The organism is Streptomyces sp. NPDC042371, assembly GCF_056437465.1.
The window spans coordinates 271,344-297,073 of record NZ_JBWKAP010000009.1 but is presented as its reverse complement, the minus strand read 5'-3'; the positions used below and the strand labels follow the sequence as shown (position 1 = coordinate 297,073).

Below are 25,730 nucleotides of genomic sequence, written 5' to 3'. Positions count from 1 at the left end.
GGTTAGCTTTAGACCCGCCAGCACCGAAGGGACCGCCCCATGCAGACGCACGCTTCACCCACCCAGACCGCCACCCCGACCCCCCACTGGGCCGTCGGCGACGTCACCGTCCACCGCATCGACGAGATCCCGCTGCCGCCCGCGACCGGCCCCTGGCTGCTCCCCTCCGCGACGCCCGACGTGACAGCCCCACACCACTGGCTGCGCCCGGACTTCGCCGACGACGCGGGCGTCCTGCACCTCGACAGCCACAGCTTCGCGCTCACCGTGGGCACCCTGCGCGTACTCGTCGACACCGGCATCGGCAACGGCAAGACGCGGGCGAACCCGGCCTGGCACGACCTGAGCACCGACTATCTGCAGCGCCTCACCGACGCGGGCTTCCCGCCGGACTCGATCGACCTCGTCGTCCTCACCCACCTGCACACGGACCACGTCGGCTGGAACACCCGGGAGGTGGAAGGCACTTGGCTCCCCACCTTCCCCAACGCCCGCTACGTCACCTCCCGCGTCGAGCGGGAGTTCTGGGCCGGATACGACATGGACGAACCGCGACGGCAGATGTTCCGCGACTCCGTGCATCCGGTCGAGGACGCGGGCCTGCTCGACCTCGTCGACGTCCCGGCCGAGGGCACCGAGGTCGCCCCCGGCCTGCGTCTCGTGCCCACCCCCGGTCACACCCCAGGCCACATCGCCGTCCAGGTGAACAGCGGCGACGCATCAGCCCTGATCACCGGCGACCTGCTCCACCACCCCGTACAACTCCCCCACCCCGCCATCGGAAGCTGCGTGGACATCGACCCCGCGCAGTCCGAAGCCACCCGCCGCGCCCTGCTCGCCTCGCTCGCCGGTACGGAGACGCTGCTCCTCGGCACCCACTTCCCCGACCCGACGTCCGGCCACGTGGTCTCCGACGGCGACGGAGCTGCGTACCGTCTGGCACCGGTCCCGCCGACACGCGCGGGGTCCTGACACCCCTGCCCGCACTCAGGCCCGGCGGGCGAAGGAAGCGAGACGGTCGGCGAACTCGGCGACGAGGTCGCGCAGTTCGTCGGGGCGTTCGATGACGAAGGGCCTGTCGAGCGAGGCGAGCAGCGGAGGCAGCCAGTCGAGCCGCTCCGCCCGCACTTCGGCGCGCAGCCAGGGTTCACCGTCCTCGCCCTCCGCGGTGACGCACTCCTCCAGCCTCGCGACGCTGACTGGAAGCCGGGCGCGGACCTGTTCGACGGTCCCCTGGATCCGCAACGTCACCTCGTACCGGTAGGCGGCGTCGGCGAACCCCGTCAGAACACGGTCCGCCGGATCGAGCCCGTCCAACACCTCGAACGAGCCGGGCAGGGGCCGCACGGTCGCGATGCGGTCGAGCCGGAACGTCCGGTCCTCCTCGATCTCCGGATCGAGTCCCGTCACGTACCACCGGCCCGCATGCGCGACGAGGCCGTACGCGTGGAACGTGCGGTCACTGCGCCGGTCCTTGCGGTCCGTGTACCGGAGCGAGACCGGCCGACGATGGCGTACCGCGTCGGCGAGAGCGAGCAGGACCTCCGCGTCCGGTGCGGCGAACACGCCCGGTTCGCCGGTGAAGGCCAGGGAGTCCAGGACCGTGTCGAGTCGGCGGGCGAGACGGGCGGGCAGCACCCGCCGGATCTTGGCCGCCGCGGTCTCGCTCGCCGTGTCCCCAGGAGTGAGCCCCGCCCGGCGCCCCGCGACCAGACCGAGCAGCACGGCGAGCGCCTCGTCGTCGCCGAACATCAGCGGGGGCAGCGCCGTGCCGGGGGCGAGCCGGTATCCGCCGTAGCGGCCGCGCACCGACTCGACCGGCACGTCGAGGTCGACCAGCTGATCCACGTAGCGCCGCACGGTCCGCCCGTCGACCCCGAGCCGGTCGGCCAGTTCGGCCACCGTGCGGGTGCCGCCCGACTGCAGCAGTTCCAGGAGTGTGAGCACGCGGCCGACGGGTCGAGACATGTTTGCACCCTAACGCCAATAGAGGACCGATTCTGTCCACTATTTGTCCTAGCGTGTGGTGCACACCGACCGCAGCAGCCAAGGAGAAGAGCATGAGCACCAAGGAATCCACGAACTTCGTCTCCGTCCGCATCATCACCGGCGACGTCGCCCGCCTCGTCGAGTTCTACGAGAAGGCCACCGGCGCGCAGGCCGCCTGGGCCACCGAGGACTTCGCCGAACTCAGGACCCCGACCGCCGCCCTGGCGATAGCAGGCACGCGCACCGTCCCGCTGTTCGCGCCCGGCTCCGCGCGCCCGGCCGCCAATCAGAGCGTGATCATCGAGTACCTCGTCGACGACGTCGACCGCGTGCACGAGAACCTGTCCGCCTGGATCACCGACTTCGTCAGCGGACCGACCACCATGCCCTGGGGCAACCGCTCCCTGCTGCTCCGCGACCCCGACGGCAACCTCGTCAACTTCTTCACGCCCGTCACTCCGGCGGCCGTCGCGAAGTTCGCCTAGCTGTTCTCCGGCTGCAGGGTCAGCCGCCACCGGCCGTACCCCTGATCTGCAGCAGCCCTTCGGACGGCAACGTGACGGTCCCCCGCAGAGCCTGCCCCTCCGTCAGCCTTTGCTCCTGCCCGGAGTCGGTGAGGGTCCGGAAACTGAGTTCTCCGCCGTCACCGCTCGTCCACTCGAAACTCAGCCTCGCCGTCCCGCCCGAATAGTTCAAAAGGTCCCCGTGTTTGCCGGTGACCTCCCCGCTGAGCTGCGTCAGCTCATCGAGGCGCAGCTCGCGCAGGTGCCACGACCCGTGTGTGACGGAGTTTCCCCTGGTGCTGAACCGGCGGATGCGGAAACTGTTGTAGCGGGCGGGCAGGACGAAGCGGTTGGGCCCCAGTCCCATGATGGTCGCCAGGCACGGGCCGACGGACTCGTGGTCCGGCCCTCGATCCAGCGCGTGCAGGTGGTACTGAGAGGTGAACCAGCCGCCCCGAAAGTCCATCACCGTCGGCATCTTCGCGTCGCGCGCGTTCCGCGGAGGCATTTCCACCTCCCGGTTGCGCCACCCGCTCACCGAGAATGCAGCACCGTCCGTCATTCCCACCCACCCCTTGATCGCGCATGTCGCGATCCGCAATCTATACCTCGACTCGCATGTATGTACGGGTAAATGAGCTGATGGGGTCGGTGAACCGCCAGTGCGCTAAACACCCCCCTGCGCGGGGTGCGCCTCGCGCCAAGCCGCCATGGAGAGGTTCCAGTCGTCGCCGTCGAGCGCGGTGAGCGAGGCCGGGAAGAGGCCGTCCTCCTCCTTAGCGATGTGCAGATGCAGCTCGTCGACGGCTTCGACGAGGGTGCGTACGTCGCCAGGGTCCGACAGGTCGAGGGCGGGCAACAGGGCGGCCAGCTCGCGGTGTTCGAGCTCCAGGTTCGCGATGTAGTCCGCGTACTCGGGATCCTCGCGCATCACCGTGAAGAGGCCGTTCTCCTCGCCCCGCCAGTGCGCGTGCAGTTCGCGGGCCATCTCGTCCACGAGTACGCGCGCCCGGTCCGTGTCACCCCTCTCCAGCGCGCGGACCGCATCCCCCGCGGCATTGGTCACGCGCTCGTGCTCGGCGATGAACTCCTTGATCAGAGGGACCTCTCGGCAACCGCAGTAGTGGCACATGAGGGTGTTCTAGGCGAGATACCGGCTCCCGGCACGGTGCCACGCGCGCGTGAGCGCCCCCATCACCCCCCGTGTCAGAAGTCGGCAGACATCACGCGTCCGGCGTGCGCTCGTGTGCGTAGATCGGGGTGCCTTCCGCGTCGTACGGGAGGGTGGAGATGACGTCGGCGTAGCCCCGTTCCATGGCCTGCCGTTGGCGGGCCGTGTGCGGACTCGCGGGGTGCCTGGCCAGGCGCGCCATCACTTCCTCGTGTGCCTCCGTGACCTGCTCCGCGGTCGCCCGCCAGTCGGCCTCGTCCGGTACGCGGACCAGTTCCACGCAGGGCGGTGGCGTGCCCTCTGCCAGCGCGGCCGCCGCCCGGTCGTGACCGTCGAGGAGCAGCCAGCCGTCCAGGTGGGACACCCACCACAGCAGTACGGGCGCGAGGGTGCCCTCACGGACGTGCTTGCGCTGGGCCTTGACGCGTGGGGCGTCCTGCGCCGGGAGCGGGCGCAGCGGCAGGACACCGTGCCACCCTCCCCCGCAGAGCATTTCGAGAGTGGCGTCGGGCCAGTCCTGGACGAGGTCGCAGCTCCAGATGCCGGGAGCGAACGTGGTGCGCGGGGACAGCCGCCAGCGTCCGTGGTGGAGGGGGCCGTATCCCTGCGCATCCTCCAACCAGCGCGCGTACCGGTGGGTCCAGTCGCCCCCGGCCCGCATCATCGCGGCGGGCAGGGGCGGCAGCGGGGAGCGGTGTCCAGGCAGGCGGTGCAGGTGGAGGTCGCGGCAGCATCCGTCGCCCTCCGACCGGGCCCTGATCAGTGGCCGTTCGCCCTGCAGCAGGGTCCAGCGGCGGCTCGTGGTCCACTCGAAGCGCAGTGCTGGCAGTGACGGGGGTGACTGTCTTGGGGGCGCGCCCGTCGCGGCATGCGGTACGGCATCCGGCACGGTCAGGACCAGCCCGCCTCCCGGCAGTGGTTCCCTCGTCGCCCTGTTCATGGGATCAGTGTCGGTACCAGGGGCCCGGCTCGGCAAAAGCATTTTCCCCAGCTCGGCAGAAGCATTTCCCGATCACCGCTTCGCACCCCGTCGTCACGCGAGGGCTTCCGCGATGCGGGCAAGCCAGCGGTCCACGGGCCCTGCGGTGAGCACCCCGCTCCCCGCACCGGCCAACTGTCCGGCGGCGGGCAGCAGTCGGGCGCGCACCCGCTCCAGACCGGGCCGGTCGCCCGACCGCAGGGCCGCCTCCGCCTCCACGCAGCACAACGCCTCGTAGAGCAGGTCCGGCGGCGGTTCGGGGAGGGCCCGCAGCGCCGCACGCGCCTGGGCGTGGCGCCCCGTCTCCGCGAGGGCCAGCGCCTCGGCCCAGGGATGGTACGGGCCCCAGTCCACCGTCAGGTCGACGTCGGGGGGACGCAGGTGCGCCAAGCGCAGGGTCACCAGTGCCAGCGGCAGAAGGCCGGTTCGCATCCCCGGCATTCCGGCCTCGTCCAGGTGTGCCGCCGCGACGCGCGTGGCGGTCTCGGCGCGGTCCGCTTCCCCGGAGACCGCCAGTCGCAGAGCCTCGTACCACCGCGTGAAGACGCCCACCAACGGCAGTTCGTGACGCTCCGAGAGCCGTGTCGCGGCCGCCGCGTGCGCGTCGGCCCCCGGAAAGTCGCCGAGCGCGGCGCGTGCCTGCAGGCGGATGAGGTGGCCGAGCACTTCGAAGGTCACCAGGCCGTGCCGGGCGCAGAGTTCGACGAGCTCGGCGCCGATGGCGTCGCGCCGTGGGGCAAGGCCCGCGCGGGTGAAGGACTGCATGAACGTCCCGTTGAGCGCGAACGCGAGCAGCGCGGGGTCGTCGAGGTGCCGGGCGAGCCGCTCCGCCTCGCGCGCGGCTTCCGGCCCGCGCGGTGTCCTGGCGCCGCGCGTCTCCACCGCGACGGTGGCGAGGAGACGGCAGCGCGTCGCGTCGGACGCGTCCTCCGGCAGGTGCGCGAGGGTCCGTTCCGCGGCCGCGACGATCTGGCGGGCCAGCTCCGAGTCGTCGCTGCGCGGCCAGATCGCGGGGACGTCGAAGGCGCCGATGACGCGGGCGGTCAGCTCCGTGTCGCCGAACTCCTCGGCCGCCTCGACGGTCGCCATGCGGTGGCGCCGGGCCGCCTCCAGTCCCCCGGCGCCGGTCACGGCGAGGCTGCGGACCAGGCCGACGGTCGACTCCAGGCGGGCGCGGGCTCCGGCCTCGACGGTGCGGTCGTACGATGCGGCCGCCTCGCTCCAGAGCCGGGACGCCGTCGCGGCGGGGCCGGACGGCGGGGGCGTCATGGTGGTCGCCGGATGGGGCCCTCCGGCCAGGTCCAGGTCGGCGTCCTGCGCGAGGATGTCCGCCTCCAGGCGGCGCAGGGCGGGGCCCGGGTCGAGTCCCAGCTCGTCGGCGAGCGTGGCGCGGGCGCGGCGCAGCGTCGCGAGCGCGTCGCCCTGTCGGCCGGTCCGGTACAGCGCGAGGGACAGCAGCCGCCAGGCGTCCTCGCGCCACGGGTGGCGGGTCACGTGCGCGTCGAGGTCGGGCACGACGTCGGCGGCGGCGCCGAGCGCCAGCGCTGCCTCGGCGCGCCGCTCGACGGCCAGCGCCCGCAGTTCGGCGAGCCGGGAACGCTCCGTGCGCGCCCATTCCTCGTCCGCGAACTCGGCGTAGGCAGGACCCCGCCACCACCCCAGTGCCTCGTCGAGCCGGTGCAGCGCGTCCTGCGGCGGCAGCTGCCGGGCCTCGCTCACGGCGGTCTCGAAGCGCCAGGCGTCCACGGCGTCCGGCGCGGCCCGCAGCACGTACCCGGGGCCCTCGGTCACGAGGAGGCGGGCGGGAGTGCGGCGGGGCCGGTCGGGTTCCAGGACCTTGCGCAGGGCGGCGACGAACGTCCGGACCGTACCCAGGGCGCGTTCCGGCGGGTCCTCCCACAGGTCGTCGATGAGGCGCGGGACGGGCACGACGTGGCGGCGGGCGACGATGAGACGGGCCAGGACTGCCCTCTGCCGCGGGCCCGCGAGGGCGAGCGGGCCGTCGGAGTTCCAGGCCGCCACGGGGCCTAGGACGCCGAAGCGGACCTGCTCCGTTGCCGTCGCACCCGCCGACCCCGCCGACCCCGCCGATCCCGTCATGCCCGACACGTGCGCTCCACCGCGCTCTCCGTATCCGTCGCCCACCGGAGGCTTGTCTTTCGCTCTCTGATGGCGTGCCGTCCGTTCACTGATCGCTTGCTGATTCACCGGCGGCAGGCTGAAGACGTCCGCCGCTGGCGGCCTCGCCCCATCCTCCCGGAGAACTCACCATGACACCGACCGTCCCCGGCTTCGATCACCAGCACGTCCCTGTCGCGGACGGCGTACGTCTCCACGTCGCCGTCGGTGGCTCGGGCAGCCCCATCGTGCTGCTGCACGGCTTCCCGCAGACGCACCTCATGTGGCGGCACGTCGCGGCCGACCTCGCCAGAGAGCACACCGTGATCTGCCCGGACCTGCGCGGGTACGGCGCCAGCGACAAGCCCGCCGACCTCGACGGAACAACGTACTCCAAGCGCACGATGGCGGCCGACGTCGTCGCGCTCGCCCGCGCCCTCGGCCACGACCGGTTCGCCCTGGCCGGGCACGACCGTGGCGCCCTCGTCGCCGTACGGGCCGGTCTCGACCACCCGGAGGCGGTCACGCACCTTCTCTCCCTCGACGTGCTGCCGACCCTCGACATGTGGGACGTCATGCACGGCACCACGGCCGCCGTCGGCTTCCACCTGTACCTGATGGCCCAACCGCCTGGCCTGGCTGAGGAGTTGATCGGCGCCGCCCCGGACGCGTTCTTCGGCCACTTCCTCGACGTCTGGACGCGCGATCCCGAGGCGATTCCCGCCGACGTACGCGCCGCCTATCTCAAGGCGTCCCGCGAAGCCGTGCCGTCCATCGTCGCCGACTACCGTGCCTCCGCCCACATCGACGTGCAGCACGACCAGGCCGACCGGGAGGCGGGCAACCGTCTCACCATGCCGGTGTCCGTGCTCCAGCAGGACTGGGGATCGGCTCTCGGCTTCGACGCCGCCGCGCTGTGGCGCGCCTGGGCCCCCGACCTGCGGCACGGGACCGTGGACTGCGGCCACTTCATGGCGGAGGAGGAGCCGACCGTGGTCGGCGGTGCGATCCGCGATCTGCTCGCCCGCTGACGGAAGCCCTCGCTATCCCCGGGCGCGTTCGAGTTGCTCGATCAGGTCGGCCAAACCGTCGGCGTGGAGGTCGAACGTGTCCGAGGGGGCGGGCGGATCGCCCACGGGGCGTGCGACGTAGGCGGTGCGCAGGCCGAGCTGTTGTGCGGCGCGCAGGTCCCAGGCGTGGGCGGCGACCATCAGCAGCCGCTCCGGAGGACGTCCGGAGACGGCGACGGCCAGTTGGTAGACCGCCGGGTCGGGCTTGTAGGACCGGGCGTCCTCGGCGGACAGCGCCTGGTGCCAGCGCAGTCCTGCGTACGCGTTGAGCTCGAGCAGCGCCGATCTGCTCGCGTTGGAGAGCCCCAGCAGCGGAAACCGTTCGGCGAGCCGTGAGAGCCCGGCCAACGTGTCGGGCCAGGGAGAGAGCCTTCGACCTGCCGGAGCCAGCGTCGCCACCGCGTTCGCGTCCTCGACGCCCACGGCGTCGGCGACGAGCCGGGCGGCCTCCAGGTCGAGGACGTCGCTGGCGCGGTAGGGCCGGGCACCCTCGACCATGTTCCGCTGCTCGCGCTCGATGTGTTCCTGCCACAGCGACAGGAGCTGCTCGACCTCGGACTCGTCGAGCGAGGGGGCGAGTGTACGGATTCCGGCGCGGATCCCGGCGGGTTCGTCGACGAGCGTGCCGAGGACGTCGAACACGACGGCGTCGATCTCGAGCTCTGGCATGGGAGGGGCTCCTGGCGTGTCGTGGGGCGGGGCGGGGTGACGGGCCGACTGTCGGCCCAACACAGCGCAACGCCAACCGAATTCCCCTGCTGCTTCCCCTACTGCACGGAGCTACTGCACAGAGCGCGTGTCGCAGACTCGCGGGAGCATGAGACCTCCCCGCCTTCGATGAACGCAGCGACCAGGCCGTGGGGCGCGGTGTCGCCGAAGAGGAAATTGTGGAGCTGGATGCCGTCCCTGGCGGCTTCGGCGCCGCGCGGGAACATGGCCTGTTCGTAGGTGGTGAGCGCGGCCTCGATGTCGCCGGGGTGTGCGGCAAGGGCCTGGCCCAGCTCGGCGCCGTCGAGCATGGCGAGGTTGGCTCCCTCGCCGTTGGGGATCGAGAGGTGGGCCGCGTCGCCGAGCAGGGTCACGCCCGGCACCCGCTCTCCCAGCGGTGCCCGGTCGGCAGGGCGTGCAGCAGGCGCAGGACCGGCGGCGTGTCGGTGCCGGTGATCAGCGTCGTCAGCTCGGGCGCCCAGCCCTGGAACTCCCGGGCGATGCGCGCGGCCGCCGCATCGGCATCGCCGAAGTCGATGGCGGTGAACCACTCCTGCGCCTCGGTGAGCGCGACGTAGGCGTGGAGGGTGTCGCCCCGCTCCCGGTGGGCCTGAATCCCTTTTCCCGGCTCGGGCGCGAGCATCATCCCGCCGCCGACCGCCTTCGCGGTGTCCGGGTGGCGGGTGTCGGCGTCGTACAGATAGGTCTCGACCGCGAGCAGTTCCTCGCGGGGATCGATCTCATCCTCAACGGCATTACGCAGCCGCCTGGTTGACGGCTCGGATCACCGGCCGGAGACCTTGTGCACAGCTGTGTCGTCGGAGTTGAGCAGCCGCCCGTCCGCGGACAGCACTTCCAGAGTGCGGAGGCTCTGACCCTGTCGGCGGTCGACCAGCTGTGAGTGCGGTTCGCCGGGGGCGAAGAAGTTCTGCTCGCCCCACTGCCGCAGCGCCACGATGACAGGGAAGAGCGCCTTGCCCTTGGGGGTCAGGACGTACTCGCGATAGGCGCTGCCGTCCGACGCCGGGACGGATTCGAGGACCCCGCCCTCCACCAACGTCCGCAGGCGCGCGGTGAGGATGTTCTTCGCCACGCCGAGGCTGCGCTGGAACTCGCCGAAGCGTCGGCTTCCGTCGAAGGCGTCCCGCACGATCAGCAGGGACCACCAGTCACCGATCGCGTCCACCGACCGGGCGACGGGGCATTCACTGTCGTCGAAACGCGTCCTGGTCACCACGGCATCCACCCTTCACTCCCACGCTGGTTGCAACATGCTACCAACCGGCGCTACCGTCGCCACCTTCACTGGTAGCAAGATGCAACCAGTTTCCGGATACGGACAGGCGGAGGCATGCTCATGGACTGCGACAGCGAGGCTGTGACCCGACGGGCCGGGGGCGGACTCACCCCGTCCCCCCTCTCCCGCGCCGTCATCACCCTGTTCGCCGTCGCTTGCGGCGCAGCCGTGGCCAACGTCTACTTCTCCCAGCCGCTCCTGGTGACCATCGGCCACGACCTCGCCATGAGCCCCGCACTGATCGGCAGCGTGGTCACGCTCACACACGTCGGATACGGACTCGGGCTCTTCTTTCTCGTACCGCTGGGCGACATGGCAGACCGCAGACGGCTCATCGTGGCCCAGTTGCTGCTCCTCGTGGGCGCGCTGGCCGTGGTGGCCACCGCCCGGACGGCGGGGATGCTGCTCGCGGGCATGGCCGCCACCGGACTCCTCGCGGTCGTCACGCAGACACTCGTGGCCTTCGCCGCGTCACTGGCGCCTGCCGCCGGGCGCGGACGGGTCGTCGGCCTGGTCACCAGCGGTGTGGTCGTCGGGATCCTGCTCGCCCGCACCGCGTCCGGTCTGCTGGCCGACCTCGCGGGCTGGCGGTCCGTCTACCTCGCCTCCGCGTCGCTCACCGCCCTGCTCGCCCTGATCCTGCACCGGGTGCTGCCGCGCCACAGCGCCACTCCACAGACTGCTCTTCGCTACGGGGAGCTCCTGCGCTCCACGGTCACCCTGTTCGCACGGGAGCGGCTGCTGCGGCTGCGGGCCCTGTTCGGCCTGCTGGTCTTCGCCGCCTTCAGCACCTTGTGGAGCAGCGTCGCGCTGCCGCTCAGCGAGGCTCCGTACTTCCTGTCCCACAGCGCGATCGGCGCGTTCGGGCTGATCGGTGCCGCGGGTGCGCTGGCCGCGACCGTGGCGGGACGCCTCAACGACCGCGGGCTCTCGCGCCGGACCACCGGCATCGCCCTGGCGCTGCTCACCGTCTCGTGGCTGCCCCTGGCCTTCACCCGCAGCTCTCTCGGGGCGCTGGTAGTCGGGGTGATCCTGCTCGACCTCGCCGTCCAGGCGGTCCATGTCACCAACCAGACCCTGATCTACGCGCTGCACCCGGACGCGGGCAGTCGGCTGATCGGTGGCTACATGGTCTTCTACTCGATCGGCAGCGCCACCGGTGCCATCGCCGCGACCTCCCTCTACACGGTGGGCGGTTGGGGTGCCGTGTGCGCGCTGGGTGCGGCGTTCAGCTGCCTCGGGCTCGCGCTGTGGGCGTGCACTCGGCACAGCACGGACGAGGGGACGAGGCGGGGTGATTGAGCGTCAAAGGCCGTTGTCAGTGCCTCCCCATAGAGTGAATACATCACTCGGGGAACGTCGGAGGGGGAGCACAAACGTGTCCGCAAACAGGATTCAGCACAAGGTCAATCACGTTGCACTGGTAGTGGACTGTTCGGGCTCGATGCAGCCGCACCAGAGCCAACTCATTCGTGTTGTGGACGAGTTCGTGGCGGGCTTGAAGGCGGAGTCGGACAGCCTCGGCCACGAGACCCGGATCAGCCTCTATTCCTTCGACCACAGGGTGGAGAACCTGGTCTGGGACATGGATGTGAAGCACCTCCCGTCCATGCAGGGGCTGTACAGGGTGAAGAATGGTGCGACGGCGCTCATTGAGGCTTCGCTGAAGTCCCTGGACGACCTGGGCCACATCTGGGAGGAGTACGGCGAGCACAGCTTCCTCCAGATCGTGGTGACGGACGGCGAGGAGAACGCGTCAGGCGGAGACAGGCGCCACGACGGCGACATGACCGTCCTGGGCCCCTGGCTCGACCGGATCGCGGCGAAGATGGGCGGCCTTCCTGACCACTGGACGTCCGCGATCCTCGTGCCGAACTCGCTGGCCAAGCGCACCGCGCAGAACTACGGCTTCCCGGCAGGGAACATCGCCATCTGGGACGCGGACTCCCAGAAGGGCGTCGAGGACGCGATCGGCACGGTGCGCGCCGCCGCCACCAGCTTCCTCCGGGGAAGGGAGCAGGGGGTCCGCGGCACGAAGAACCTGTTCGCCGTCGGACAGGACATATCGGTGGATGAGGTGCGGGCGAACCTCGAACCGATTCCGGCCGACAAATACCGCCTCCTGAAGGTCGACAAGGAGGTCGAGATCCGCCCCTTCGTCAATTCACACCCGGGCGTCGCGTACGAAAGGGGTGCTTGTTACTACCAGCTGGGTGCCCGGGCGCAGGTTCAGCAGAACAAGGAAGTCATCGTGGTCGAGAAGGACACCGACCGGGCTTATACGGGGGACGCGGCGCGCAGTCTCCTCTTCGGTACGGGTATTCACGGAACCGTATCCGTGAAGGCGGGGAACAATCCCAAGCTGGAGGTATACGTGCAGAGCCGTTCGGTGAACAGGAAACTGAAGCCGAATACGCGCCTGCTCATCATGCTCTGAAGCGACTCACGTGAGGAAGGTCCCGTGTGGAGGGACCTGCGTGTCCCGGTGGCGGGCGCAGGATGAAACCATCGGGGGATGTCTGACTTGATCATTGCCGCCTGCGACGGTGCGGCGAAGAAGAACCCCGGGCCCGCGGCCTGGGCCTGGGTGGTCGCCGACTCGGAGGGTCACCCGCAGCGCTGGGAGGCCGGTCCGCTCGGCCACTCCACGAACAACGTGGCCGAGCTGACCGCACTGGCCGAGCTGCTGGAGTCCACCGACCCTGTCGTGCCGATCGAGGTACGGATGGACAGTCAGTACGCGATGAACGCGGTCACCAAGTGGATCGCCTCCTGGAAGCGCAACGGGTGGCAGACCGCGGCGAAGAAGCCGGTCGCCAACAAGGAACTGGTCGTGCGCATCGACGCGCTGCTGCAGGGCCGCCAGGTGACGTTCCGGCACGTGGCGGCGCACCAGGTCGACGGCGACCACCTCAACGCGATCGCGGACGTCGCGGCCAGCGACGCCGCGACGAGCCAGCAGCCCGCGGGCACGGCCCACGGCGCGACGGAGATCCCGGAGCCGCGGGCGGAGCGCATGACTGCCGCCCCCGCGAACCGCGCGCCCAAGAAGGCCACCGGCCGCACGAAGAAGGCGGGCTCGAGCGCCGTCATCAAGGCCAAGTACCCCGGCCGCTGTCACTGCCAGAAGCCGTACGAGGCCGGAGAGAAGATCGCGAAGAACGCACACGGCTGGGGCCACGTGGAGTGCCGGGACACCGGCGGTGAGTAGCCCCACCCACCGCCCCTCCCGGTGGCAGTTGATCGCCCCACACGCCGCACCCGGCACGCCCGGCCCGACGCGCGCCTGACGCGCATCTGACGCCTCAAAGCGGCTCCCGCTCACAGCGGGAGCCGCTTTCGTGTGCGCCCGTCGTTGCGGCAAACGGGCGAGAACGCGTGTCCGGCCGCCGGGGCGGGCGTTGATCACGGCGGGCGCCCAGAGTGGTGCTGCTCCGGTCTCGCACGGCGTGTGGTGACCTGACCGGGCGCCTTCGGCTTCATTCAACTGCAAGGAGAACCACCATGTCCGCAACGAAGAAGACGCTGAGCGTGGTCCTGGGCACCGGCGCCCTGGTGATGGGTGCGGCGGGCCTGGCCACGGCCGACGCCGGCGCCCAGGGCGCGGCCCAGAACTCGCCGGGTGTCATCTCGGGCAACGCCGTCCAGGTGCCGATCCACATCCCGGTCAACGCCTGTGGCAACACCGTGGACATCATCGGCCTGCTCAACCCGGCCTTCGGCAACACCTGCGTCAACGACTGACCAGGCACCCCGCGCCGTAGAGAGCTCGCCCAGGCTCATACGGCACGAGCAGGCGCGCCGCCGATCTTCCCTTTCGGCGGCGCGCTTTTCGTGCGGCGGGCGGGACTACCAATTGTCCGGCCGCACCTCGTAGGTGAGCGTGTAGTGGGCACCGTCGCCGCGGAACTCGGCGACCTGCTCACCGCGGCCCGAGACGGCGGGGCTGATGTGGAAGTCACCCAGGTGGTCGTTCGGGTCGAGGGTGTCCTCCTCCCACACGGAGACGACGTCGGCCGCGCTGTTGGACAGCGTGAACGGCCCGTTGTTGACGTTGCTGACGTCGCCCTTGTTGATGTCTCCGCGGCCCCAGACGCGCCCGCCGCGGAAGTCCACCCACGTCTCGTCCTCGCTGCCGTCCTGGGTCTCGATGCACCGCAGTTGGTAGAACTTGACCTGGTATCCCATCTCTGTCTCCCAGGTCCTTCTCCTCGTCGGACGGGTTTCCGACACCCATGAGAATGCGCGCATCACGGCTACCGTCGCGTCCACTCTGGAGTGGAATACTGGTGTACGACCCAGGGTGTACGTTTCTGCGCCGGGACGAGCACGTTTCATGGACCCATGAGCGACTCGAGCGACCCCATGGATGAGTCGACCGCGCTGGTCACGGCCGCGGACGTCACCCTCGAACCGATCGGCGCCAGGGCGCTCCTCGTGGACCGGGACGTGCTCCTCGTCCCCGATCCGCCGCCCCTCCTCGTCGAGCCGCCGGGGGCGCTGTTCGCCGTGATCGCGCCGGTGCCCGAGGGAAGCGGGCCGGTGGAGCGGATCGGGGTGGCCGACGTGGAGCACCTCGAGAACGGCGAGGGCGAGTCCTCGTCGGACGTGCTGGCCAGCGTCGTGCGACTGACCGGGCGCTCGCGCTATACGGTGCGCGCCGAGCCCGCCACACAGCAACGGCTGGCCGAGGCGCTGCTCGCCGAGGACGGCGACCTGTGGGCGGCGATGCGCGAGCTCGGCTACGACTCCCCGGAGCCTGCCCGGCCCAGGAAGGCCGCCCTGACCGGCATGAGCGAGGACCGGATCGATGCGCTCGCGGCCGGTCCCTGCCGGGTCATCCGCACCTGTCTGCCCCACCCGCCGCGCCCCGACGAGCCACACCCACCGACCGGACCGTGATGACCGGACCCGGAGCCGTCCTCGGGAGGCTGTACCGGGCGACGCCCGCCGTCCAGGACTCGGTGCTGGCCGCCGCCCTGCTGCTGCCCGACCTCTTTCTCTTCTCGAACTTCGCGCTCCCCCACGTCTGGGCCTGCGCGAACGGGTGGCCGTGTGCGGCGGCACGTTCGACGCCGATCCGAACGGGGACGGCGGCTTCCGTGTCGCCGCCACCCTGCCGACGGAGGAGCATGACCGGCAGGAGGTCGCGTCATGATCCGGGTACTGATCGCGGACGATCAGGCGATGGTGCGGTCCGCGCTCGCCATGCTGCTCACCGGCGAGGACGGCATCGAGGTGGTGGGCGAGGCGGCCGACGGCGCCGAGGCCGTGGCCCTCGCCGCCGGGCTGCGTCCCACCGTCGCCGTCATGGACGTACGGATGCCCGGCACGGACGGAGTGGAGGCGACCCGGCAGATCACCGCCGACGCCTTCCCCGGCGAGACGCGGGTGCTCGTGCTGACGACGTACAACGTCAGCGAGGCCGTCTACCGGGCGTTGCGTGCCGGGGCCTCCGGTTTTCTGCTCAAGGACGCGGCCCCCGGTGAGCTGGTGAGCGCGGTCCGGGCGCTCGCCGACGGGGACGGCTGGCTGGATCCCGCGGTGATCGCCGACATGCTGGCCGAGTTCGCCGCCCGGCCGGAGAGGAGCAGGCCCGCTCCCGCGGAGCTGGCAGCGCTGACCTGCCGGGAGCGCGAGGTTCTGGTCCTGGTCGCGCACGGGCTCTCCAATGCCGAGATCGCCGCTCATCTCTTCATCGGGGAGGCGACGGTCAAGACCCACATCGGGCGGATCCTCCTGAAGCTCGGCATGCGGGACAGGGCCCAGGCGGTCGCCGCGGCCTACCAGAGCGGGCTGGTCGAGCCGGGCTCGTCGCCGCCGCTGCCCTGACCCGCGGACGGCGGGCGTGGGTCAGCTCTGCGCGGTCGGGCGGACGACGATCTCGTTGACGTCCACGTCGGCGGGCTGTTCGACGGCGAACGCGATGGCCCGCGCGATCGAGACGGGCGGGATGGCGAACTCGTCGCGCATCCGCGAGACGTCCGCACGGACCCTGTCGTTGGTCGACGCGTCGGCGAAGTCGGTGTCCGTCACCCCCGGCGAGACGGTGGTCACCCGCAGCGTGGGTCCGGCCTCTTGGCGCAGCCCCTCGCAGATGGCCCGTATCGCGACCTTCGTCCCCGCGTACACGGCCATCGCCGGGACGATGCGGTACCCCGCGGTGGACGCGGTCACGATGAACTGGCCGCTGCCCTGGGCGCGGAAGACCGGGAGTGCCGCGCCGATGCCGTGCAGCAGGCCCTTGATGTTGACGTCGACCATGTGGTCCCACTCGTCGGTGCGCAGATCGTCCAGGAGCGAGATGGTGCCCACTCCCGCATTGCTCACCAGCACGTCGAGGCGGCCGAAGCGCTCCTCCGCGAGCGCGACCAGGGCACGCAGATCATCGCCGCGCGTCACATCCGTGCGCAGGTGGACGGCTTCGCCTCCCGCCCGCACGATCCTTTCGGCCAGTGCCTCGAGCCGTTCGGTGCGGCGCGCGCCGAGGACGAGCCGCGCACCCCGTTCCGCGAGCAGCAGTGCGGTGGCCTCGCCGATGCCGCTGCTCGCTCCGGTGATGGCCACGACCTTGCCGCTGATGCCTGTCATGCGCTGTGCTCCTCCGTCGTGCTGTTCCTGCATGCCGTTCACCGACAGTCTGGAGTGCACTTAATCTGGTATCCAGAGCCGACTTATTCTGGAATCAAAGGTGGTAGTCATGGCAGAGACGCAGGATCGGCGCGCCGAGCTGGGTGCGTTCCTGCGCAGCCGCAGGGAGCGCATCACACCCCGCGAGGTGGGCCTGCCGTCGACGCGGCGGCGCCGCACGCCGGGCCTGCGGCGGGAGGAGCTGGCCCTGCTCGCCGGGATGAGCGCCACTTGGTACACGTACCTCGAACAGGGCCGGGACATCCGGGTCTCGGACCAGGTCCTCGACGCGCTCGCCGACACCCTGCGCCTCGCCCCGCACGAACACGACCACCTGCTCCGGCTCGCCGGACGCGCCCCCAAGGCGGGGGCACCGGAGCCGGAATCCCTCACGGCCGAGATCGCGGCCGTCCCGCTGCTCCTCCAGCCGCACCCTGCGTACGTCATCGACGGCACCTACGACGTACTGAGCCACAACCAGGCCGCCGAGTACCTGTTCCCCCACCTGAGCAGTGCCGCGGACCGGCCGCCCAACTTCGCGCGCTGGGTCTTCCTGGAACCCGTGGCCAAGGAGGTCCTGGTCGACTGGGAACCCGAGGCACAGGGCCTGCTCGCCCGGGTCCGCACACTGGCCGGTGCCCATCCCGGGGACCCCCGGTACGCGCGGCTCGTGGCGGATCTCCACGACGGCAGCCCCGAAGTGCGGTCGTGGTGGCCGCGGTTCGACGTCGAGCAGCGCAGGGGCGGGCACAAGAGGCTGAGGCCGCCGGGGCGCGGTGTGATCACGTACGCCTACACCGCGTTCCACGTGGCCGGGCACCCGGAGCAGACGCTGGTGATCTACGCGGAGTCGGAGGGGCCATCGACGTGAGGCGACCGGCGTCGGCTGGCGGACGGCACGGCCGGAGACCATCTGCCCATCCACTGTGCGGCGCCCCACGCCTCGTACCGTCGCACCTCGGTGAACCCCAACTTCGCCGCGAGGCGCATCGAGCGGGCGTTGGCGGTCTGGGTGCAGAGGACGAGCGGCTCGCCGGGAAGCTCGTCGGCGAACCAGCCGAGTGCCGCCGCGCACGCCTCCGCGGCGTACCCGTGCCCCCATGCCTGCGGCAGGAATAGATAGCCGAGTTCGGCTTCCCCGGCGTCCGGACGGATCCGGCTCCGGTGCTCCGCGGCGCGTCGCTTGAGCTCGATGGTGCCGATCATCGAGCCGTCGAGCTCGACCACGAAGAGGCCGGGGCGCCTCCCGGGCGTCTCGGGCACGGCGCGCTCGCACTCTTCACGTGGTTGGGGGCCGCCCAGGTACGTGTGCACCTCCGGTGAGGTGCTCAGCTCGATGAATGCAGCGCGGTCGCGGCCCTCGGACTCTCGGAGCACGAGTCGCTTGGTTTTTATCGGTGCGGGGGGCCAAGTGGCGTCAATCGTTTCGTACATGGCGGTCAAGCTATCGCTCCCGTCGACCTCACAGGCAGGCGATGAGCTCCTCCCTGCTGGTCACGCCGGTCTTGCGGTAGACCGCCTTGAAGTGGTCGTTCACCGTGTGCGGTGACAGGTCGAGTCGGCGGGCGATCTGTTTGTTGGCCTGCCCCTGCAGCGCTCCCTCGACGACCATCCGCTCCCTGGCGGTGATGCCGTACCAGTGGGTGAGCGCGGGCAGCAGTTCGGCGGCCGGGGCGGGCTGCAGCGTGACCACGACGTCGCCTGTCATCGCGCCGTCGAGCGGGTGTGCCTGCAGCGAGAACCATCCCAGCGGAGTGGGGGCGCGGGTGATCGCGGGCGTTCCGGTGCGGCGGACGGTGTAGGTGATGTGCCAGATGAAGCTGAACAGCTCCTGGTCGGCGGCGGGGTAGACGCCGGGCAGGATTCCGCGCAGCGCGTCGCGTCCTGCCGAGGTCGCCCCGGCGATCTCGTCGTTCTTGCCGATGACGACGATGGCCGGTGGCAGGTGGAGCTGTCGGGGGCGCATCGGCTTGTCCGCCACGTACCGCGTCACGGCCGCGGCGAGCGGCTGCGCCAGTTCGGCGGCGCGGACGGCCTCCGCGGGGGAGAACGGCCTGGAGCCCCGCTCGCGCAGCAGCACCAACGCGCCCCGCGCGACGCCGCGTCGGGACAGGGCGATGCACAGCTCGCTGCCGTAGTCGTCGGCGGCCATGAGGTCGTGGAGGCGCAGCGTCTCGGGGCCCGGGTCCTGCGCGCCCGCGCCGAGCACGACGGCCGGGCAGGGTCCGTGCAGGAGGTCGGCGACGGGTCGGCGGGTCCTGCCGAGGGCGTTCGCCCGGTCCATCCGGCGGCGCGCTGCGCTGCTGTAGCTGTTCTCGCAGGCCAGGAAGCACCGCGCGCCCGTGACGGGGTCGAACCCGGAGAGCAGGTATCCGTCGTGCGGCAGGACCCGGCCGAGCTGCCGTGAGAGCACGCTGCCCAGCTCCGCCACGGTCCCCGCGCGCGCCGCCGCTTCCGGCAGGGCGCGACTCACCGGGACCGGCGCGCTCGTCCCCGTACTCGTCCCCATGACCATGGGTCGAGCATGGCAGCCGCTCCCCCGCAACTGCCGGGTTTTTCGCACACCTTGACATTACGTCTGGTATCGCCATGTCTCGTGTCACCCGGGGAGGCGGGCGCTAGGGGGTCGGGACGACCTGGAGGTGTTCGGCGGCCTCTGCCGCGGTGTAGGTGGAGGCGAAGGTGAACGCGCGCGGGGAGGGCCCGTTCGCCCGCAGGTCCGCCAGCCGCTCCAGCGCCTCGTCCACCGTCGGGAGGTGTCCGGCGGGAACCCACCACAGCACCAGGTGCGCCTCGACGTGCCGCTCGAACCACTCGCGCCGCCGCCGCATCACTTCCAGGTGTCCACTGCGGTAGGTGAACTCCCAAAGGGCTTCGGGGGTTTCCCACACCGACATGGTGATGATGACGTCCTCGCCCGCGGGGCGCAGCGCGGTGGCGTCGGGCTCCCCCTCCTCCACGAGCCGCCACACGAAGCCGGGCGCGCCGTCGGCGGCGGCGTTGACCGGGTTGAGCAGTTCGACGAACGGTGCGATGCGCGGGTCGGTCAACGGGTGGCTGAGCTTGGCGAGGTTGAGCTCGGCAAGATGCGCGACGGGCGCGGATGAGGTCATGACCTCATCCCAGCACGGGCCGCTTTTCTATGTCAATCATCATTATTTTTAGAAGACTCCAGAACGACGCAACACTCCCCCGGCCGGGCGTCCATCCGGGCGCGGACCGGCCCGTCCGCTCCGAGCAGCCCCTCGAGCAGCGCGAGGTTCATGCCGCAGACGAGCGGCGGAAAACGTTCGGCGACGGCGTGGAAGGGGCAGTTGCGCATGCGCACGACGCGGTCGGTCGCCCCACTCGCCTCCTCGGCGCCTTCGATGTGCGGTTCGTAGCCGCGCGCGGCCAGCATCCCCGCGGCCTCGTCGAGGTCGTCGCAGGGCGCCGTCGCGCCGCGCAGGGCCTCACCCCGGCGGCGCGCGGCCGCACAGAGCCCGGCGTCCAGACCGGCCTCCTCGGCAGCCTCGGCGAGCAGTTCGGCGGCGGTGCGGTAGTCGCGGGCGGGCAGCGACACCGACCGCTCGGTCCGTGAGCGCGTGTACACCTTGGCGGGGCGGCCCGCCCCCGGCCCCGAACGGCCCGTCAGGCGACGGCTGCCGCTCTCCAGCAGCCCGGCGGCCACCAGCTTGTCCAGGTGGTGTGCCGCGAGCGTGCGGGCCACTCCGGCCGCCTCGGCGGCCTCGTTGCGGCCGACCTCGCGGCCTTGCCCGGCCACGTACTCGTACAGACGACGCCGCACCGGATCCTGCAGTACCGCGATCGCGTCAATGTCCTCCACCTGGCCATTCTAGGAACAGCACCGGCGGGAGACGTTCCGCGGCCGCTACCGGACGTCGGCGGCGGGCTCGTCCACGAGGAAGGAGCCCACGAGGGAGGTGACCGCCTCGGGGCGCTGCAGCGGCAGCATGTGGTCGCAGTCGGGAAACGTCACGAACCGGCTGCCCTCGATCGTCGCGGCGAAGGCCTGCAGTCGCTCGCGGGGGTGGAGGTGGTCGTGCTCACCGCTGAAGACCATCGTCGGCACACCCGACAGGCCGCCCTTCAGGGGGCGGCGGCGACTGGTCAGAGCGGTGGCGAGCAGGTCCACCTTGCGCGGCACGCGGGCCGCGTTGCGCATGAAGCGCCGCAGGTAGCCGCGGGTCAGGTCCCTGCGGTAGACGTGGTGGCTCTCGTCGAGGCACAGCAGACCGTCGGCCATCAGGTCGGCGAAGCCGTCCGCGTCGCCGTTCCTCGCCCGGTCGACGGCGCTCCGCAGATGGGTGACGAGCTCTTCCGTGGCGTCCCCGGGGACGCCCCCGATGAGCAGGCGCTCGACGCGCTCGGGGCGGCGCTGCGCGTACTGCAGCGTGACGGCCGCGCCCAGGGAGTAGCCGTAGAGACTGACGCGGTCGGCGCCGAGGTCCTCGATGATGCCCTCGAGCCCTGTGCAGAGGGTGTCGAGGCCGTCCTGGCCGACGCCCTGGAACGCGGCGGGTTCCAGCCCGGGCAGGTCCACGGTGACCAGGCTCGCCCTCGGCAGGACCGCCCCTTCCAGGTAGGCCCAGTCGTGCATGCCCTCAAGCACTCCGCCCAGCACGAGGACCGGCGCCACGGTCGAGTCCGACTGCTGAAGTACCCGGTAGGTGTACGACACTCCGTGCACGGTCACCGTGCGGATGTGTTCCTGGATCATGCTTCTTCCCGGTTCAGTCGCGAGCGAGGACGAGTACGGCGTTGTGCCCGCCGAAGCCGAGCGACGTGCTCACCGCACAGTCGAGGCGGGCCGTTCTGGCGGTCCCGGCCACCACCTCGACGGGTACGCCCGGGTCCTGCGTCCGGAGGTTCACCGTGGCGGGCACCAGCTGCTCCTCCAGGGCGAGGACGGTGAAGGCCGCCTCGATGCCACCGGCGGCGCCCAGCGTGTGCCCGGTCATGGACTTGGTGGAGGTCACCAACGGCCCTTCACCCAGCACCCGGTGCAGTACGGCGGCTTCCACCAGGTCGTTCATGACGGTGGACGTGCCGTGTGCGTTGACGTGTCCGACATCGCGCGGGGAGACACCGGCGTCGGCGAGCGCGGCGCGCAGCGCCAGCTCGATGCCCGCTTCGCTCGTGGCGACGGGCGAGGACGCCTCGCTGGAGGTGGCCGCCCCGTACCCGCGCACGGCGGCACGGGACTTGGCGCCGCGGGCCCGCGCGTGTTCCGCACGTTCGAGCACCAGCACCCCGGCCCCCTCCCCCACGACGAACCCGTCCCTGTCGACGTCGAACGGGCGGCAGGCCGCGGCGGGGTCCGTGGTCCGGGTGGAGAGCGCTTTTGCGTTGCACGTTCCGGCGAAGACCGACCGGGAGAACATGGACTCCGCGCCGCCGGTGACGGCGATGTCGCAGGCCCCGGCGCGCAGCAGCTGGAGGGCGGTGCCGATCGCGTCCGTGCCGGAGGAGCAGGCGGTGGCCACCGCGAGGCTGGGTCCGCGGGTGCCGAGGTCCCTGGCGACGCTGCCCGCGGCTCCGTTGACGACGCTGAGCGGTGCCATGCGCGGGGACACCCTGCGTGTGCCGCGCTCGGTCAGTACGGCCTGCTGCTCGTCGTAGAAGGTGAGGCCGCCGTGGGCCGAGCCGACGACCACCGCGACGCGTGTGCTGTCCCAGGCGTCGGGGGCGAGTCCCGCGTCCGCCACGGCCTCCCGGGCGGCGACGACCGCGAGTTGGGCGAAGCGGTCCATGAGCCGGTGGCTGGCCACACCGAGGACGGCGTCGATGTCGAGGTCGTCGATGGTGTACATGAAGTCGCAGGGCAGATCCCGCAACGAGTCCGGCCGTCGCACTCCGCGGGGGGCGGTGGCAGTGGTGACCCGGCTCCAGGTGTCCTTCACGCCGATGCCCGCGGCGGTCACCAGGCCGAGCCCCGTCACGACGACCGCGGCGGGTTCCCGAGTCGCAGCCGTCATGCCGCCGCTGCCTTCTGGCGTACGACGGACATCAGGGCGGCGACCGTGTCGCGCGACGTCAGCGTCATGTCGGCCATGTCGATGGCGCACTCGTCCTCGATCTGCAGGAGGAGTTCCTCCAGCGCGAGGGAGTCGATGGACAGCTGGTACAGGGGGGCGTCGGGGGACACGTCGTCGAGACGGACCCCGAAGTTCTTGTTCAAGAGAACCGTGACGCGATCAGTGGCTTCCACTTCGGTACCGCTCCTTGCCTTGCGATGGTCCACTGGGGAACGCGTCACTGCTTGGGAGGTCACGGGTCACGGGCGGCGGGGGGTGCTTTTCCCGGCTCCGGTGCGACGCCCCGAACACACCTCGGGCCGGGCTGGATACCCGGCCCGAGGAGCGCGCTGAGATCAGTGGTTGTGCACGCCGTTGCCCGAAAGGGCCGGGATGTCGCTGACGAGGTGCGACAGCGGCTCGTCGCCCTTGGCCTGCGTGGAGTTCTCGGCGCACTGCTGGTTCTGCGGCGCCGAGAGGACCGGGATGTCCTGGACGGCGACCGGCACGAGGATGCCGACGAGGGCGCCCACGTTCGCCTTCACGGGAACTCCGGCGCAGAGCTTGTTCACCGAGCCGTCGACCAGGCGCGCCTGCGGGCTGAGGTCCCCCTGGGTGGCGCTGTTGCCGAACGCCTGCTCGGCGCCGTTGCCGCTGAGCGAGGTGGTGCCGGCGTCGTCGCCGATGGCGGCCGCGCTACCGGCGCCGCCGGCCAGTGCGGCGGCGGCGAGGCTCAGGGCGAGGGGGAGATTACGGGTACGCATGTCACTCCAGTACGGAACGTGAGTTGCCGGAAAAGGCCAGTACATTCGGGAACACCCCGGGCCCGGCGCCATTCACTCGTTGGCGGAGTGTCGGCGTGGCGAAGCTGACGACGGCGGCAGGCGAACACGGGAGGGTCCTCACGTGGACCCTGACGGCCGAATGCCGTCTATCCACGGGCGTGTTCATGCCAATATGCTGTGCGACCTTCGCGCCCTGGGGGGTCCCGTGAAAGGTCTCCGTACGGTCGTCATCGGTGCCGTGATCGCGTGTGCCGCGGTCCTGTCACCGACCGCGGTCGTCCCACCGGCCGTGGCTGCCACGTCGGCTGCGGCCGTGCGGTCCGACGCGGCCGTGGAGGCGAGTTGGTCGGCGCTGCCGGTGCCTGCGGCTGCCCCGCCTGCGAACGTGTCCGATCTCGCCGCGCGCGGGCCGGGCGAGGCGTGGGCCACCGGGACCGAACAGGCCGCCGACGGGCCAAGGCCGTTGCTCCACCGATGGGACGGCAAGGCGTGGAGCCGGGACACGACGTTCCCCGGTGCCGATGCGCCGGGCAGGCTCGGCAAGGTGCAGTTCGTCGGCAAGGAGACGTGGATCTTCCGGACCCGCGACGGGGCGGGGGAAATCCTGCGCCGGTCGGCGAGTGGGTGGAGCACCGTCCCGCTCCCCCAGACCCTGTGGACGTACCAGGACTTCACCGCGGTACCGGGTGCCGCATGGGTCGTCGGTGAGGACAGCACCGGACTGAAGGTGCTGCGCTACGACGGTGTCACCTGGACCACGCAGCCCACCCCGGACGGCGTGCTGTTCCTGATGGGGATCACCGCGCGTGCGGCCGACGACGCCTGGGCCTGGGCGGACACCACCAACGGCACCACCGTTCTGCACTGGGACGGCAAGGCCTGGCAGGACGCGAAGGTGCCCCTGCCGCCGAACAGCAACGTGCACACGACGCTCCTCGAACCGCACGGCCGGATGACCATCGGCGGCAGCCAGTACACCGACGGCGTGGGCCGCACCTACCTGATGACGTGGAACGGGCACGCCTGGCGCACCACGTACCCGCCGCTGGGCGACACCCACACCGCCGCGATGGTGCGCGGCCCGGACCACGCGCTGTGGCTGCCAGTGCGCAGCGACCGCGCGTTCCAGTCGAAGTACGCGCGGGTGGACGGCCGTCGCGTCACCTTCTCCTACGGCCCGGAGCGCGCGAGCGCCATCGACGTGAAACCGCGTGCGCTGGCGACCGCCGGGGCCGGGCTGCTGTCCTTCGGGACCGTCGAGATCTACGGCTCCAAACCGAACCTGATGAGCGAGCGGTGGGGAGACTGACCATGACGCGCCGACTTCGGCCATCCGTGCCGCGCCGACTGCTCGTCGCGGCCCTCGCCGTCGCCCTGACCGTCGTGGCCGTCATGTCCTCTGCGGCGGCGGAACCCCGGTCCTGGGTGCACGTTCCGGTCCCGGCGCAGGTGCGACCGCAGGCCGCGCTGAGCGAGGCCGTGGCGTTCGGCCCCGACCGGGCGTGGGCGGTAGGCGCCGACGCCGTCGGGCGCGAGGCGCCGGGGTTCCCGCTGGTGCTGCGCTGGGACGGCGCCGCGTGGCAGCGCCAGGACCTGCCCGGGGTCGGCTGGCAGGGGGAACTGCTCTCCATCGCCGCGGCCTCGGCGAAGGCGGCCTGGGCGGTCGGGCGCGACTCGGCGGGCGGCGCGCGCCTGCTCCGCTTCGACGGCACCGCCTGGCACGAGAGCCGGGCGCCGCGCGGTGTCGTGCTGACCAAAGCCGTCGCGGGCGGCGGTGAGACGTGGCTGATCGGCTCGCGGGACGGGGCGCAGGTGTTGCTGCGGCGGGACGGCGGGGGCTGGCGGGATCTGCCGGTGCCGCCGGGGGCCGTGTGGGGGCTGCACATCCTGGCGGCCGACGACGTCTGGGCCGCGGGGTCGGGCGCCTCGGGTGCGGCCGTGTCGCACTGGAACGGTCAGGAGTGGCAGCAGACGATCGTGGACGGGTTCCCGCGGGCGGGTGTGGGCTCGGTGCTCGCGACCTCGCCGACGGAGGTGTGGGCGGGTGGCACGGCCGGGTTCGTGGGCGGCCCGCCGGGCAAGCCGATTCCGCCGCTCCTGATGCGGTGGGACGGGGAGACGTGGAGCCGGGTAGCCGTGCCCACCGACTTCGGAGCGATCACCTCGCTGGCACCCGCCGCGTCCGGCAAGCTGGGCTGGGTCGGAGTGGCCCGCTCGCAGAAGTGGGGCCCGCCGGGCACCTATCCTCCGCTCGTCCCCGGGCCGGACTTCCTCGCCTGGGACGGGCAGTCGTTCACCGGGTACGACGAACCGGCGGTGGCCGGGGAGGGTGACTCCTCGTTGCTGCAACTGGCGCCGGTGCCGGGCACGGAGACGGTGTGGGCGGTCGGCCGGGCCGCCGGTCCCGAGAGCACGTTCGCGCCGCGCATCCTGCGGTTCGGCTGAGGGGTGTCCGGGGAGCGG

At 71.4% G+C, this 25,730-nt stretch carries 29 protein-coding genes and 1 pseudogene; 12 read left to right on the top strand and 18 right to left on the bottom strand.

The genetic code is table 11. The annotated features are described in order from the left end of the window. Positions 1 to 39 precede the first annotated feature (39 nt). Complete coding sequence (locus AC068B_RS28105) at positions 40 to 972, top strand: MBL fold metallo-hydrolase (RefSeq protein ID WP_478674405.1); 933 nt, start codon at positions 40 to 42, stop codon at positions 970 to 972. 15 nt (positions 973 to 987) lie between these two features. Here the strand turns inward: AC068B_RS28105 and AC068B_RS28100 are convergent, their stop codons facing one another. Beyond that, positions 988 to 1,968 (bottom strand): helix-turn-helix transcriptional regulator, encoded by a 981-nt coding sequence (locus tag AC068B_RS28100; RefSeq protein WP_478674404.1) that lies wholly within the window; start codon positions 1,966 to 1,968, stop codon positions 988 to 990. 92 nt (positions 1,969 to 2,060) lie between these two features. Between AC068B_RS28100 and AC068B_RS28095 the strand changes: the two genes are divergently transcribed. Next, a complete protein-coding gene (locus AC068B_RS28095) occupies positions 2,061 to 2,474 on the top strand; it encodes a VOC family protein (protein WP_478674403.1) in 414 nt (137 codons plus the stop codon). A 19-nt stretch (positions 2,475 to 2,493) separates the two neighbouring features. Here the strand turns inward: AC068B_RS28095 and AC068B_RS28090 are convergent, their stop codons facing one another. From AC068B_RS28090 to AC068B_RS28075, 4 genes are all read right to left on the bottom strand, one after another. After that, positions 2,494 to 3,054, bottom strand: a complete 561-nt coding sequence (locus AC068B_RS28090) for a hypothetical protein (RefSeq protein WP_478674402.1) — start codon at positions 3,052 to 3,054, stop codon at positions 2,494 to 2,496. 105 nt (positions 3,055 to 3,159) lie between these two features. Next, the gene (locus AC068B_RS28085; protein ID WP_478674401.1) at positions 3,160 to 3,624 is read right to left on the bottom strand and encodes a hemerythrin domain-containing protein; all 465 of its coding nucleotides are present in this window, start codon (positions 3,622 to 3,624) and stop codon (positions 3,160 to 3,162) included. A 91-nt stretch (positions 3,625 to 3,715) separates the two neighbouring features. Continuing rightward, entirely contained in the window at positions 3,716 to 4,603 is an 888-nt protein-coding gene (locus AC068B_RS28080; RefSeq protein ID WP_478674400.1) for a hypothetical protein, read from the bottom strand. A gap of 93 nt (positions 4,604 to 4,696) precedes the next feature. Further along, positions 4,697 to 6,742: an AfsR/SARP family transcriptional regulator gene (locus AC068B_RS28075; protein WP_478674494.1), complete on the bottom strand. Its 2,046-nt coding sequence runs from the start codon at positions 6,740 to 6,742 to the stop codon at positions 4,697 to 4,699. Between the two features lie 170 nt (positions 6,743 to 6,912). On the opposite strand from AC068B_RS28075, the gene AC068B_RS28070 reads away from it, so the two are divergent. Continuing rightward, entirely contained in the window at positions 6,913 to 7,791 is an 879-nt protein-coding gene (locus AC068B_RS28070; RefSeq protein WP_478674399.1) for an alpha/beta fold hydrolase, read from the top strand. A gap of 12 nt (positions 7,792 to 7,803) precedes the next feature. Here the strand turns inward: AC068B_RS28070 and AC068B_RS28065 are convergent, their stop codons facing one another. From AC068B_RS28065 to AC068B_RS28055, 3 genes and pseudogenes are all read right to left on the bottom strand, one after another. Continuing rightward, a complete protein-coding gene (locus AC068B_RS28065; RefSeq protein ID WP_478674398.1) occupies positions 7,804 to 8,499 on the bottom strand; it encodes a haloacid dehalogenase type II in 696 nt (231 codons plus the stop codon). Positions 8,500 to 8,597: 98 nt separating this feature from the next. Next, positions 8,598 to 9,250, bottom strand: a pseudogene (locus AC068B_RS28060) (FAD-dependent oxidoreductase); the annotation flags it as partial. 72 nt (positions 9,251 to 9,322) lie between these two features. Next, entirely contained in the window at positions 9,323 to 9,775 is a 453-nt protein-coding gene (locus AC068B_RS28055) for a winged helix-turn-helix transcriptional regulator (RefSeq protein WP_478674397.1), read from the bottom strand. Between the two features lie 120 nt (positions 9,776 to 9,895). Here AC068B_RS28055 and AC068B_RS28050 point away from each other — a divergent pair, with 120 nt between their 5' ends. From AC068B_RS28050 to AC068B_RS28035, 4 genes are all read left to right on the top strand, one after another. Then, the gene (locus tag AC068B_RS28050; RefSeq protein ID WP_478674396.1) at positions 9,896 to 11,137 is read left to right on the top strand and encodes an MFS transporter; all 1,242 of its coding nucleotides are present in this window, start codon (positions 9,896 to 9,898) and stop codon (positions 11,135 to 11,137) included. Positions 11,138 to 11,213: 76 nt separating this feature from the next. Continuing rightward, positions 11,214 to 12,272, top strand: a complete 1,059-nt coding sequence (locus AC068B_RS28045; RefSeq protein WP_478674493.1) for a vWA domain-containing protein — start codon at positions 11,214 to 11,216, stop codon at positions 12,270 to 12,272. 78 nt (positions 12,273 to 12,350) lie between these two features. Then, entirely contained in the window at positions 12,351 to 13,046 is a 696-nt protein-coding gene (locus AC068B_RS28040; protein WP_478674395.1) for a ribonuclease H family protein, read from the top strand. 293 nt (positions 13,047 to 13,339) lie between these two features. Beyond that, on the top strand, positions 13,340 to 13,579 hold the full coding sequence (locus tag AC068B_RS28035; protein ID WP_478674394.1) for a chaplin: 240 nt from the start codon (positions 13,340 to 13,342) through the stop codon (positions 13,577 to 13,579). Positions 13,580 to 13,684: 105 nt separating this feature from the next. On the opposite strand, the gene AC068B_RS28030 is transcribed toward AC068B_RS28035, so the two are convergent. Next, on the bottom strand, positions 13,685 to 14,023 hold the full coding sequence (locus AC068B_RS28030) for a hypothetical protein (RefSeq protein WP_478674393.1): 339 nt from the start codon (positions 14,021 to 14,023) through the stop codon (positions 13,685 to 13,687). Between the two features lie 156 nt (positions 14,024 to 14,179). Between AC068B_RS28030 and AC068B_RS28025 the strand changes: the two genes are divergently transcribed. Further along, positions 14,180 to 14,737 carry a hypothetical protein gene (locus AC068B_RS28025; RefSeq protein ID WP_478674392.1) on the top strand — a complete coding sequence of 186 codons (558 nt, stop codon included), beginning with the start codon at positions 14,180 to 14,182 and terminating at the stop codon, positions 14,735 to 14,737. Between the two features lie 252 nt (positions 14,738 to 14,989). Next, positions 14,990 to 15,667: a response regulator gene (locus tag AC068B_RS28020; RefSeq protein WP_478674391.1), complete on the top strand. Its 678-nt coding sequence runs from the start codon at positions 14,990 to 14,992 to the stop codon at positions 15,665 to 15,667. A 21-nt stretch (positions 15,668 to 15,688) separates the two neighbouring features. Here AC068B_RS28020 and AC068B_RS28015 read toward each other — a convergent pair whose 3' ends face one another. Further along, complete coding sequence (locus AC068B_RS28015; RefSeq protein ID WP_478674390.1) at positions 15,689 to 16,426, bottom strand: SDR family oxidoreductase; 738 nt, start codon at positions 16,424 to 16,426, stop codon at positions 15,689 to 15,691. Between the two features lie 109 nt (positions 16,427 to 16,535). Here AC068B_RS28015 and AC068B_RS28010 point away from each other — a divergent pair, with 109 nt between their 5' ends. Continuing rightward, entirely contained in the window at positions 16,536 to 17,336 is an 801-nt protein-coding gene (locus AC068B_RS28010; protein WP_478674389.1) for a helix-turn-helix transcriptional regulator, read from the top strand. On the opposite strand, the gene AC068B_RS28005 is transcribed toward AC068B_RS28010, so the two are convergent. The 8 genes from AC068B_RS28005 to AC068B_RS27970 all read right to left on the bottom strand — a co-directional run bounded on the left by AC068B_RS28005 (position 17,306) and on the right by AC068B_RS27970 (position 23,246). After that, a complete protein-coding gene (locus AC068B_RS28005; protein WP_478674388.1) occupies positions 17,306 to 17,899 on the bottom strand; it encodes a GNAT family N-acetyltransferase in 594 nt (197 codons plus the stop codon). The two genes, AC068B_RS28010 and AC068B_RS28005, sit on opposite strands and share 31 nt — an antisense overlap. A 28-nt stretch (positions 17,900 to 17,927) precedes the next feature. Then, the gene (locus AC068B_RS28000) at positions 17,928 to 18,980 is read right to left on the bottom strand and encodes a helix-turn-helix transcriptional regulator (RefSeq protein WP_478674387.1); all 1,053 of its coding nucleotides are present in this window, start codon (positions 18,978 to 18,980) and stop codon (positions 17,928 to 17,930) included. Positions 18,981 to 19,083: 103 nt separating this feature from the next. After that, positions 19,084 to 19,578 carry a DUF3291 domain-containing protein gene (locus tag AC068B_RS27995; protein WP_478674386.1) on the bottom strand — a complete coding sequence of 165 codons (495 nt, stop codon included), beginning with the start codon at positions 19,576 to 19,578 and terminating at the stop codon, positions 19,084 to 19,086. Between the two features lie 32 nt (positions 19,579 to 19,610). Continuing rightward, complete coding sequence (locus AC068B_RS27990; RefSeq protein WP_478674385.1) at positions 19,611 to 20,291, bottom strand: helix-turn-helix transcriptional regulator; 681 nt, start codon at positions 20,289 to 20,291, stop codon at positions 19,611 to 19,613. Between the two features lie 45 nt (positions 20,292 to 20,336). Further along, positions 20,337 to 21,185 (bottom strand): alpha/beta fold hydrolase, encoded by an 849-nt coding sequence (locus tag AC068B_RS27985; protein WP_478674384.1) that lies wholly within the window; start codon positions 21,183 to 21,185, stop codon positions 20,337 to 20,339. 13 nt (positions 21,186 to 21,198) lie between these two features. Continuing rightward, positions 21,199 to 22,443 carry a beta-ketoacyl-[acyl-carrier-protein] synthase family protein gene (locus tag AC068B_RS27980; protein ID WP_478674383.1) on the bottom strand — a complete coding sequence of 415 codons (1,245 nt, stop codon included), beginning with the start codon at positions 22,441 to 22,443 and terminating at the stop codon, positions 21,199 to 21,201. After that, positions 22,440 to 22,676 carry an acyl carrier protein gene (locus tag AC068B_RS27975; RefSeq protein ID WP_478674382.1) on the bottom strand — a complete coding sequence of 79 codons (237 nt, stop codon included), beginning with the start codon at positions 22,674 to 22,676 and terminating at the stop codon, positions 22,440 to 22,442. Before AC068B_RS27975 ends, AC068B_RS27980 begins: the two co-directional genes overlap by 4 nt. Positions 22,677 to 22,838: 162 nt before the next feature. Next, entirely contained in the window at positions 22,839 to 23,246 is a 408-nt protein-coding gene (locus AC068B_RS27970; protein ID WP_478674381.1) for a rodlin, read from the bottom strand. Positions 23,247 to 23,472: 226 nt separating this feature from the next. On the opposite strand from AC068B_RS27970, the gene AC068B_RS27965 reads away from it, so the two are divergent. Together AC068B_RS27965 and AC068B_RS27960 are read left to right on the top strand one after the other, a co-directional pair. Beyond that, on the top strand, positions 23,473 to 24,576 hold the full coding sequence (locus AC068B_RS27965) for a hypothetical protein (RefSeq protein ID WP_478674380.1): 1,104 nt from the start codon (positions 23,473 to 23,475) through the stop codon (positions 24,574 to 24,576). 26 nt (positions 24,577 to 24,602) lie between these two features. Further along, a complete protein-coding gene (locus AC068B_RS27960; RefSeq protein WP_478674492.1) occupies positions 24,603 to 25,712 on the top strand; it encodes a hypothetical protein in 1,110 nt (369 codons plus the stop codon). The last annotated feature ends 18 nt before the right edge of the window (positions 25,713 to 25,730 follow it).

What these genes read in the sequence shown, in the direction of transcription:
- AC068B_RS28070 (WP_478674399.1), top strand. Translation starts at nt 6,913, where the DNA reads ATGACACCGACCGTCCCCGGCTTCGATCACCAGCACGTCCCTGTCGCG.
- AC068B_RS28095 (WP_478674403.1), top strand. Translation starts at nt 2,061, where the DNA reads ATGAGCACCAAGGAATCCACGAACTTCGTCTCCGTCCGCATCATCACC.
- AC068B_RS28075 (WP_478674494.1), bottom strand. Translation starts at nt 6,742, where the DNA reads ATGACGGGATCGGCGGGGTCGGCGGGGTCGGCGGGTGCGACGGCAACG.
- AC068B_RS28065 (WP_478674398.1), bottom strand. Translation starts at nt 8,499, where the DNA reads ATGCCAGAGCTCGAGATCGACGCCGTCGTGTTCGACGTCCTCGGCACG.
- AC068B_RS28040 (WP_478674395.1), top strand. Translation starts at nt 12,351, where the DNA reads ATGTCTGACTTGATCATTGCCGCCTGCGACGGTGCGGCGAAGAAGAAC.
- AC068B_RS28020 (WP_478674391.1), top strand. Translation starts at nt 14,990, where the DNA reads ATGATCCGGGTACTGATCGCGGACGATCAGGCGATGGTGCGGTCCGCG.
- AC068B_RS28035 (WP_478674394.1), top strand. Translation starts at nt 13,340, where the DNA reads ATGTCCGCAACGAAGAAGACGCTGAGCGTGGTCCTGGGCACCGGCGCC.
- AC068B_RS27970 (WP_478674381.1), bottom strand. Translation starts at nt 23,246, where the DNA reads ATGCGTACCCGTAATCTCCCCCTCGCCCTGAGCCTCGCCGCCGCCGCA.
- AC068B_RS28005 (WP_478674388.1), bottom strand. Translation starts at nt 17,899, where the DNA reads ATGTACGAAACGATTGACGCCACTTGGCCCCCCGCACCGATAAAAACC.
- AC068B_RS28080 (WP_478674400.1), bottom strand. Translation starts at nt 4,603, where the DNA reads ATGAACAGGGCGACGAGGGAACCACTGCCGGGAGGCGGGCTGGTCCTG.
- AC068B_RS27985 (WP_478674384.1), bottom strand. Translation starts at nt 21,185, where the DNA reads ATGATCCAGGAACACATCCGCACGGTGACCGTGCACGGAGTGTCGTAC.
- AC068B_RS28030 (WP_478674393.1), bottom strand. Translation starts at nt 14,023, where the DNA reads ATGGGATACCAGGTCAAGTTCTACCAACTGCGGTGCATCGAGACCCAG.
- AC068B_RS28050 (WP_478674396.1), top strand. Translation starts at nt 9,896, where the DNA reads ATGGACTGCGACAGCGAGGCTGTGACCCGACGGGCCGGGGGCGGACTC.
- AC068B_RS27995 (WP_478674386.1), bottom strand. Translation starts at nt 19,578, where the DNA reads ATGACCTCATCCGCGCCCGTCGCGCATCTTGCCGAGCTCAACCTCGCC.
- AC068B_RS28090 (WP_478674402.1), bottom strand. Translation starts at nt 3,054, where the DNA reads ATGACGGACGGTGCTGCATTCTCGGTGAGCGGGTGGCGCAACCGGGAG.
- AC068B_RS28015 (WP_478674390.1), bottom strand. Translation starts at nt 16,426, where the DNA reads ATGACAGGCATCAGCGGCAAGGTCGTGGCCATCACCGGAGCGAGCAGC.
- AC068B_RS28010 (WP_478674389.1), top strand. Translation starts at nt 16,536, where the DNA reads ATGGCAGAGACGCAGGATCGGCGCGCCGAGCTGGGTGCGTTCCTGCGC.
- AC068B_RS28105 (WP_478674405.1), top strand. Translation starts at nt 40, where the DNA reads ATGCAGACGCACGCTTCACCCACCCAGACCGCCACCCCGACCCCCCAC.
- AC068B_RS28085 (WP_478674401.1), bottom strand. Translation starts at nt 3,624, where the DNA reads ATGTGCCACTACTGCGGTTGCCGAGAGGTCCCTCTGATCAAGGAGTTC.
- AC068B_RS27980 (WP_478674383.1), bottom strand. Translation starts at nt 22,443, where the DNA reads ATGACGGCTGCGACTCGGGAACCCGCCGCGGTCGTCGTGACGGGGCTC.
- AC068B_RS28000 (WP_478674387.1), bottom strand. Translation starts at nt 18,980, where the DNA reads ATGGTCATGGGGACGAGTACGGGGACGAGCGCGCCGGTCCCGGTGAGT.
- AC068B_RS28100 (WP_478674404.1), bottom strand. Translation starts at nt 1,968, where the DNA reads ATGTCTCGACCCGTCGGCCGCGTGCTCACACTCCTGGAACTGCTGCAG.
- AC068B_RS28025 (WP_478674392.1), top strand. Translation starts at nt 14,180, where the DNA reads ATGAGCGACTCGAGCGACCCCATGGATGAGTCGACCGCGCTGGTCACG.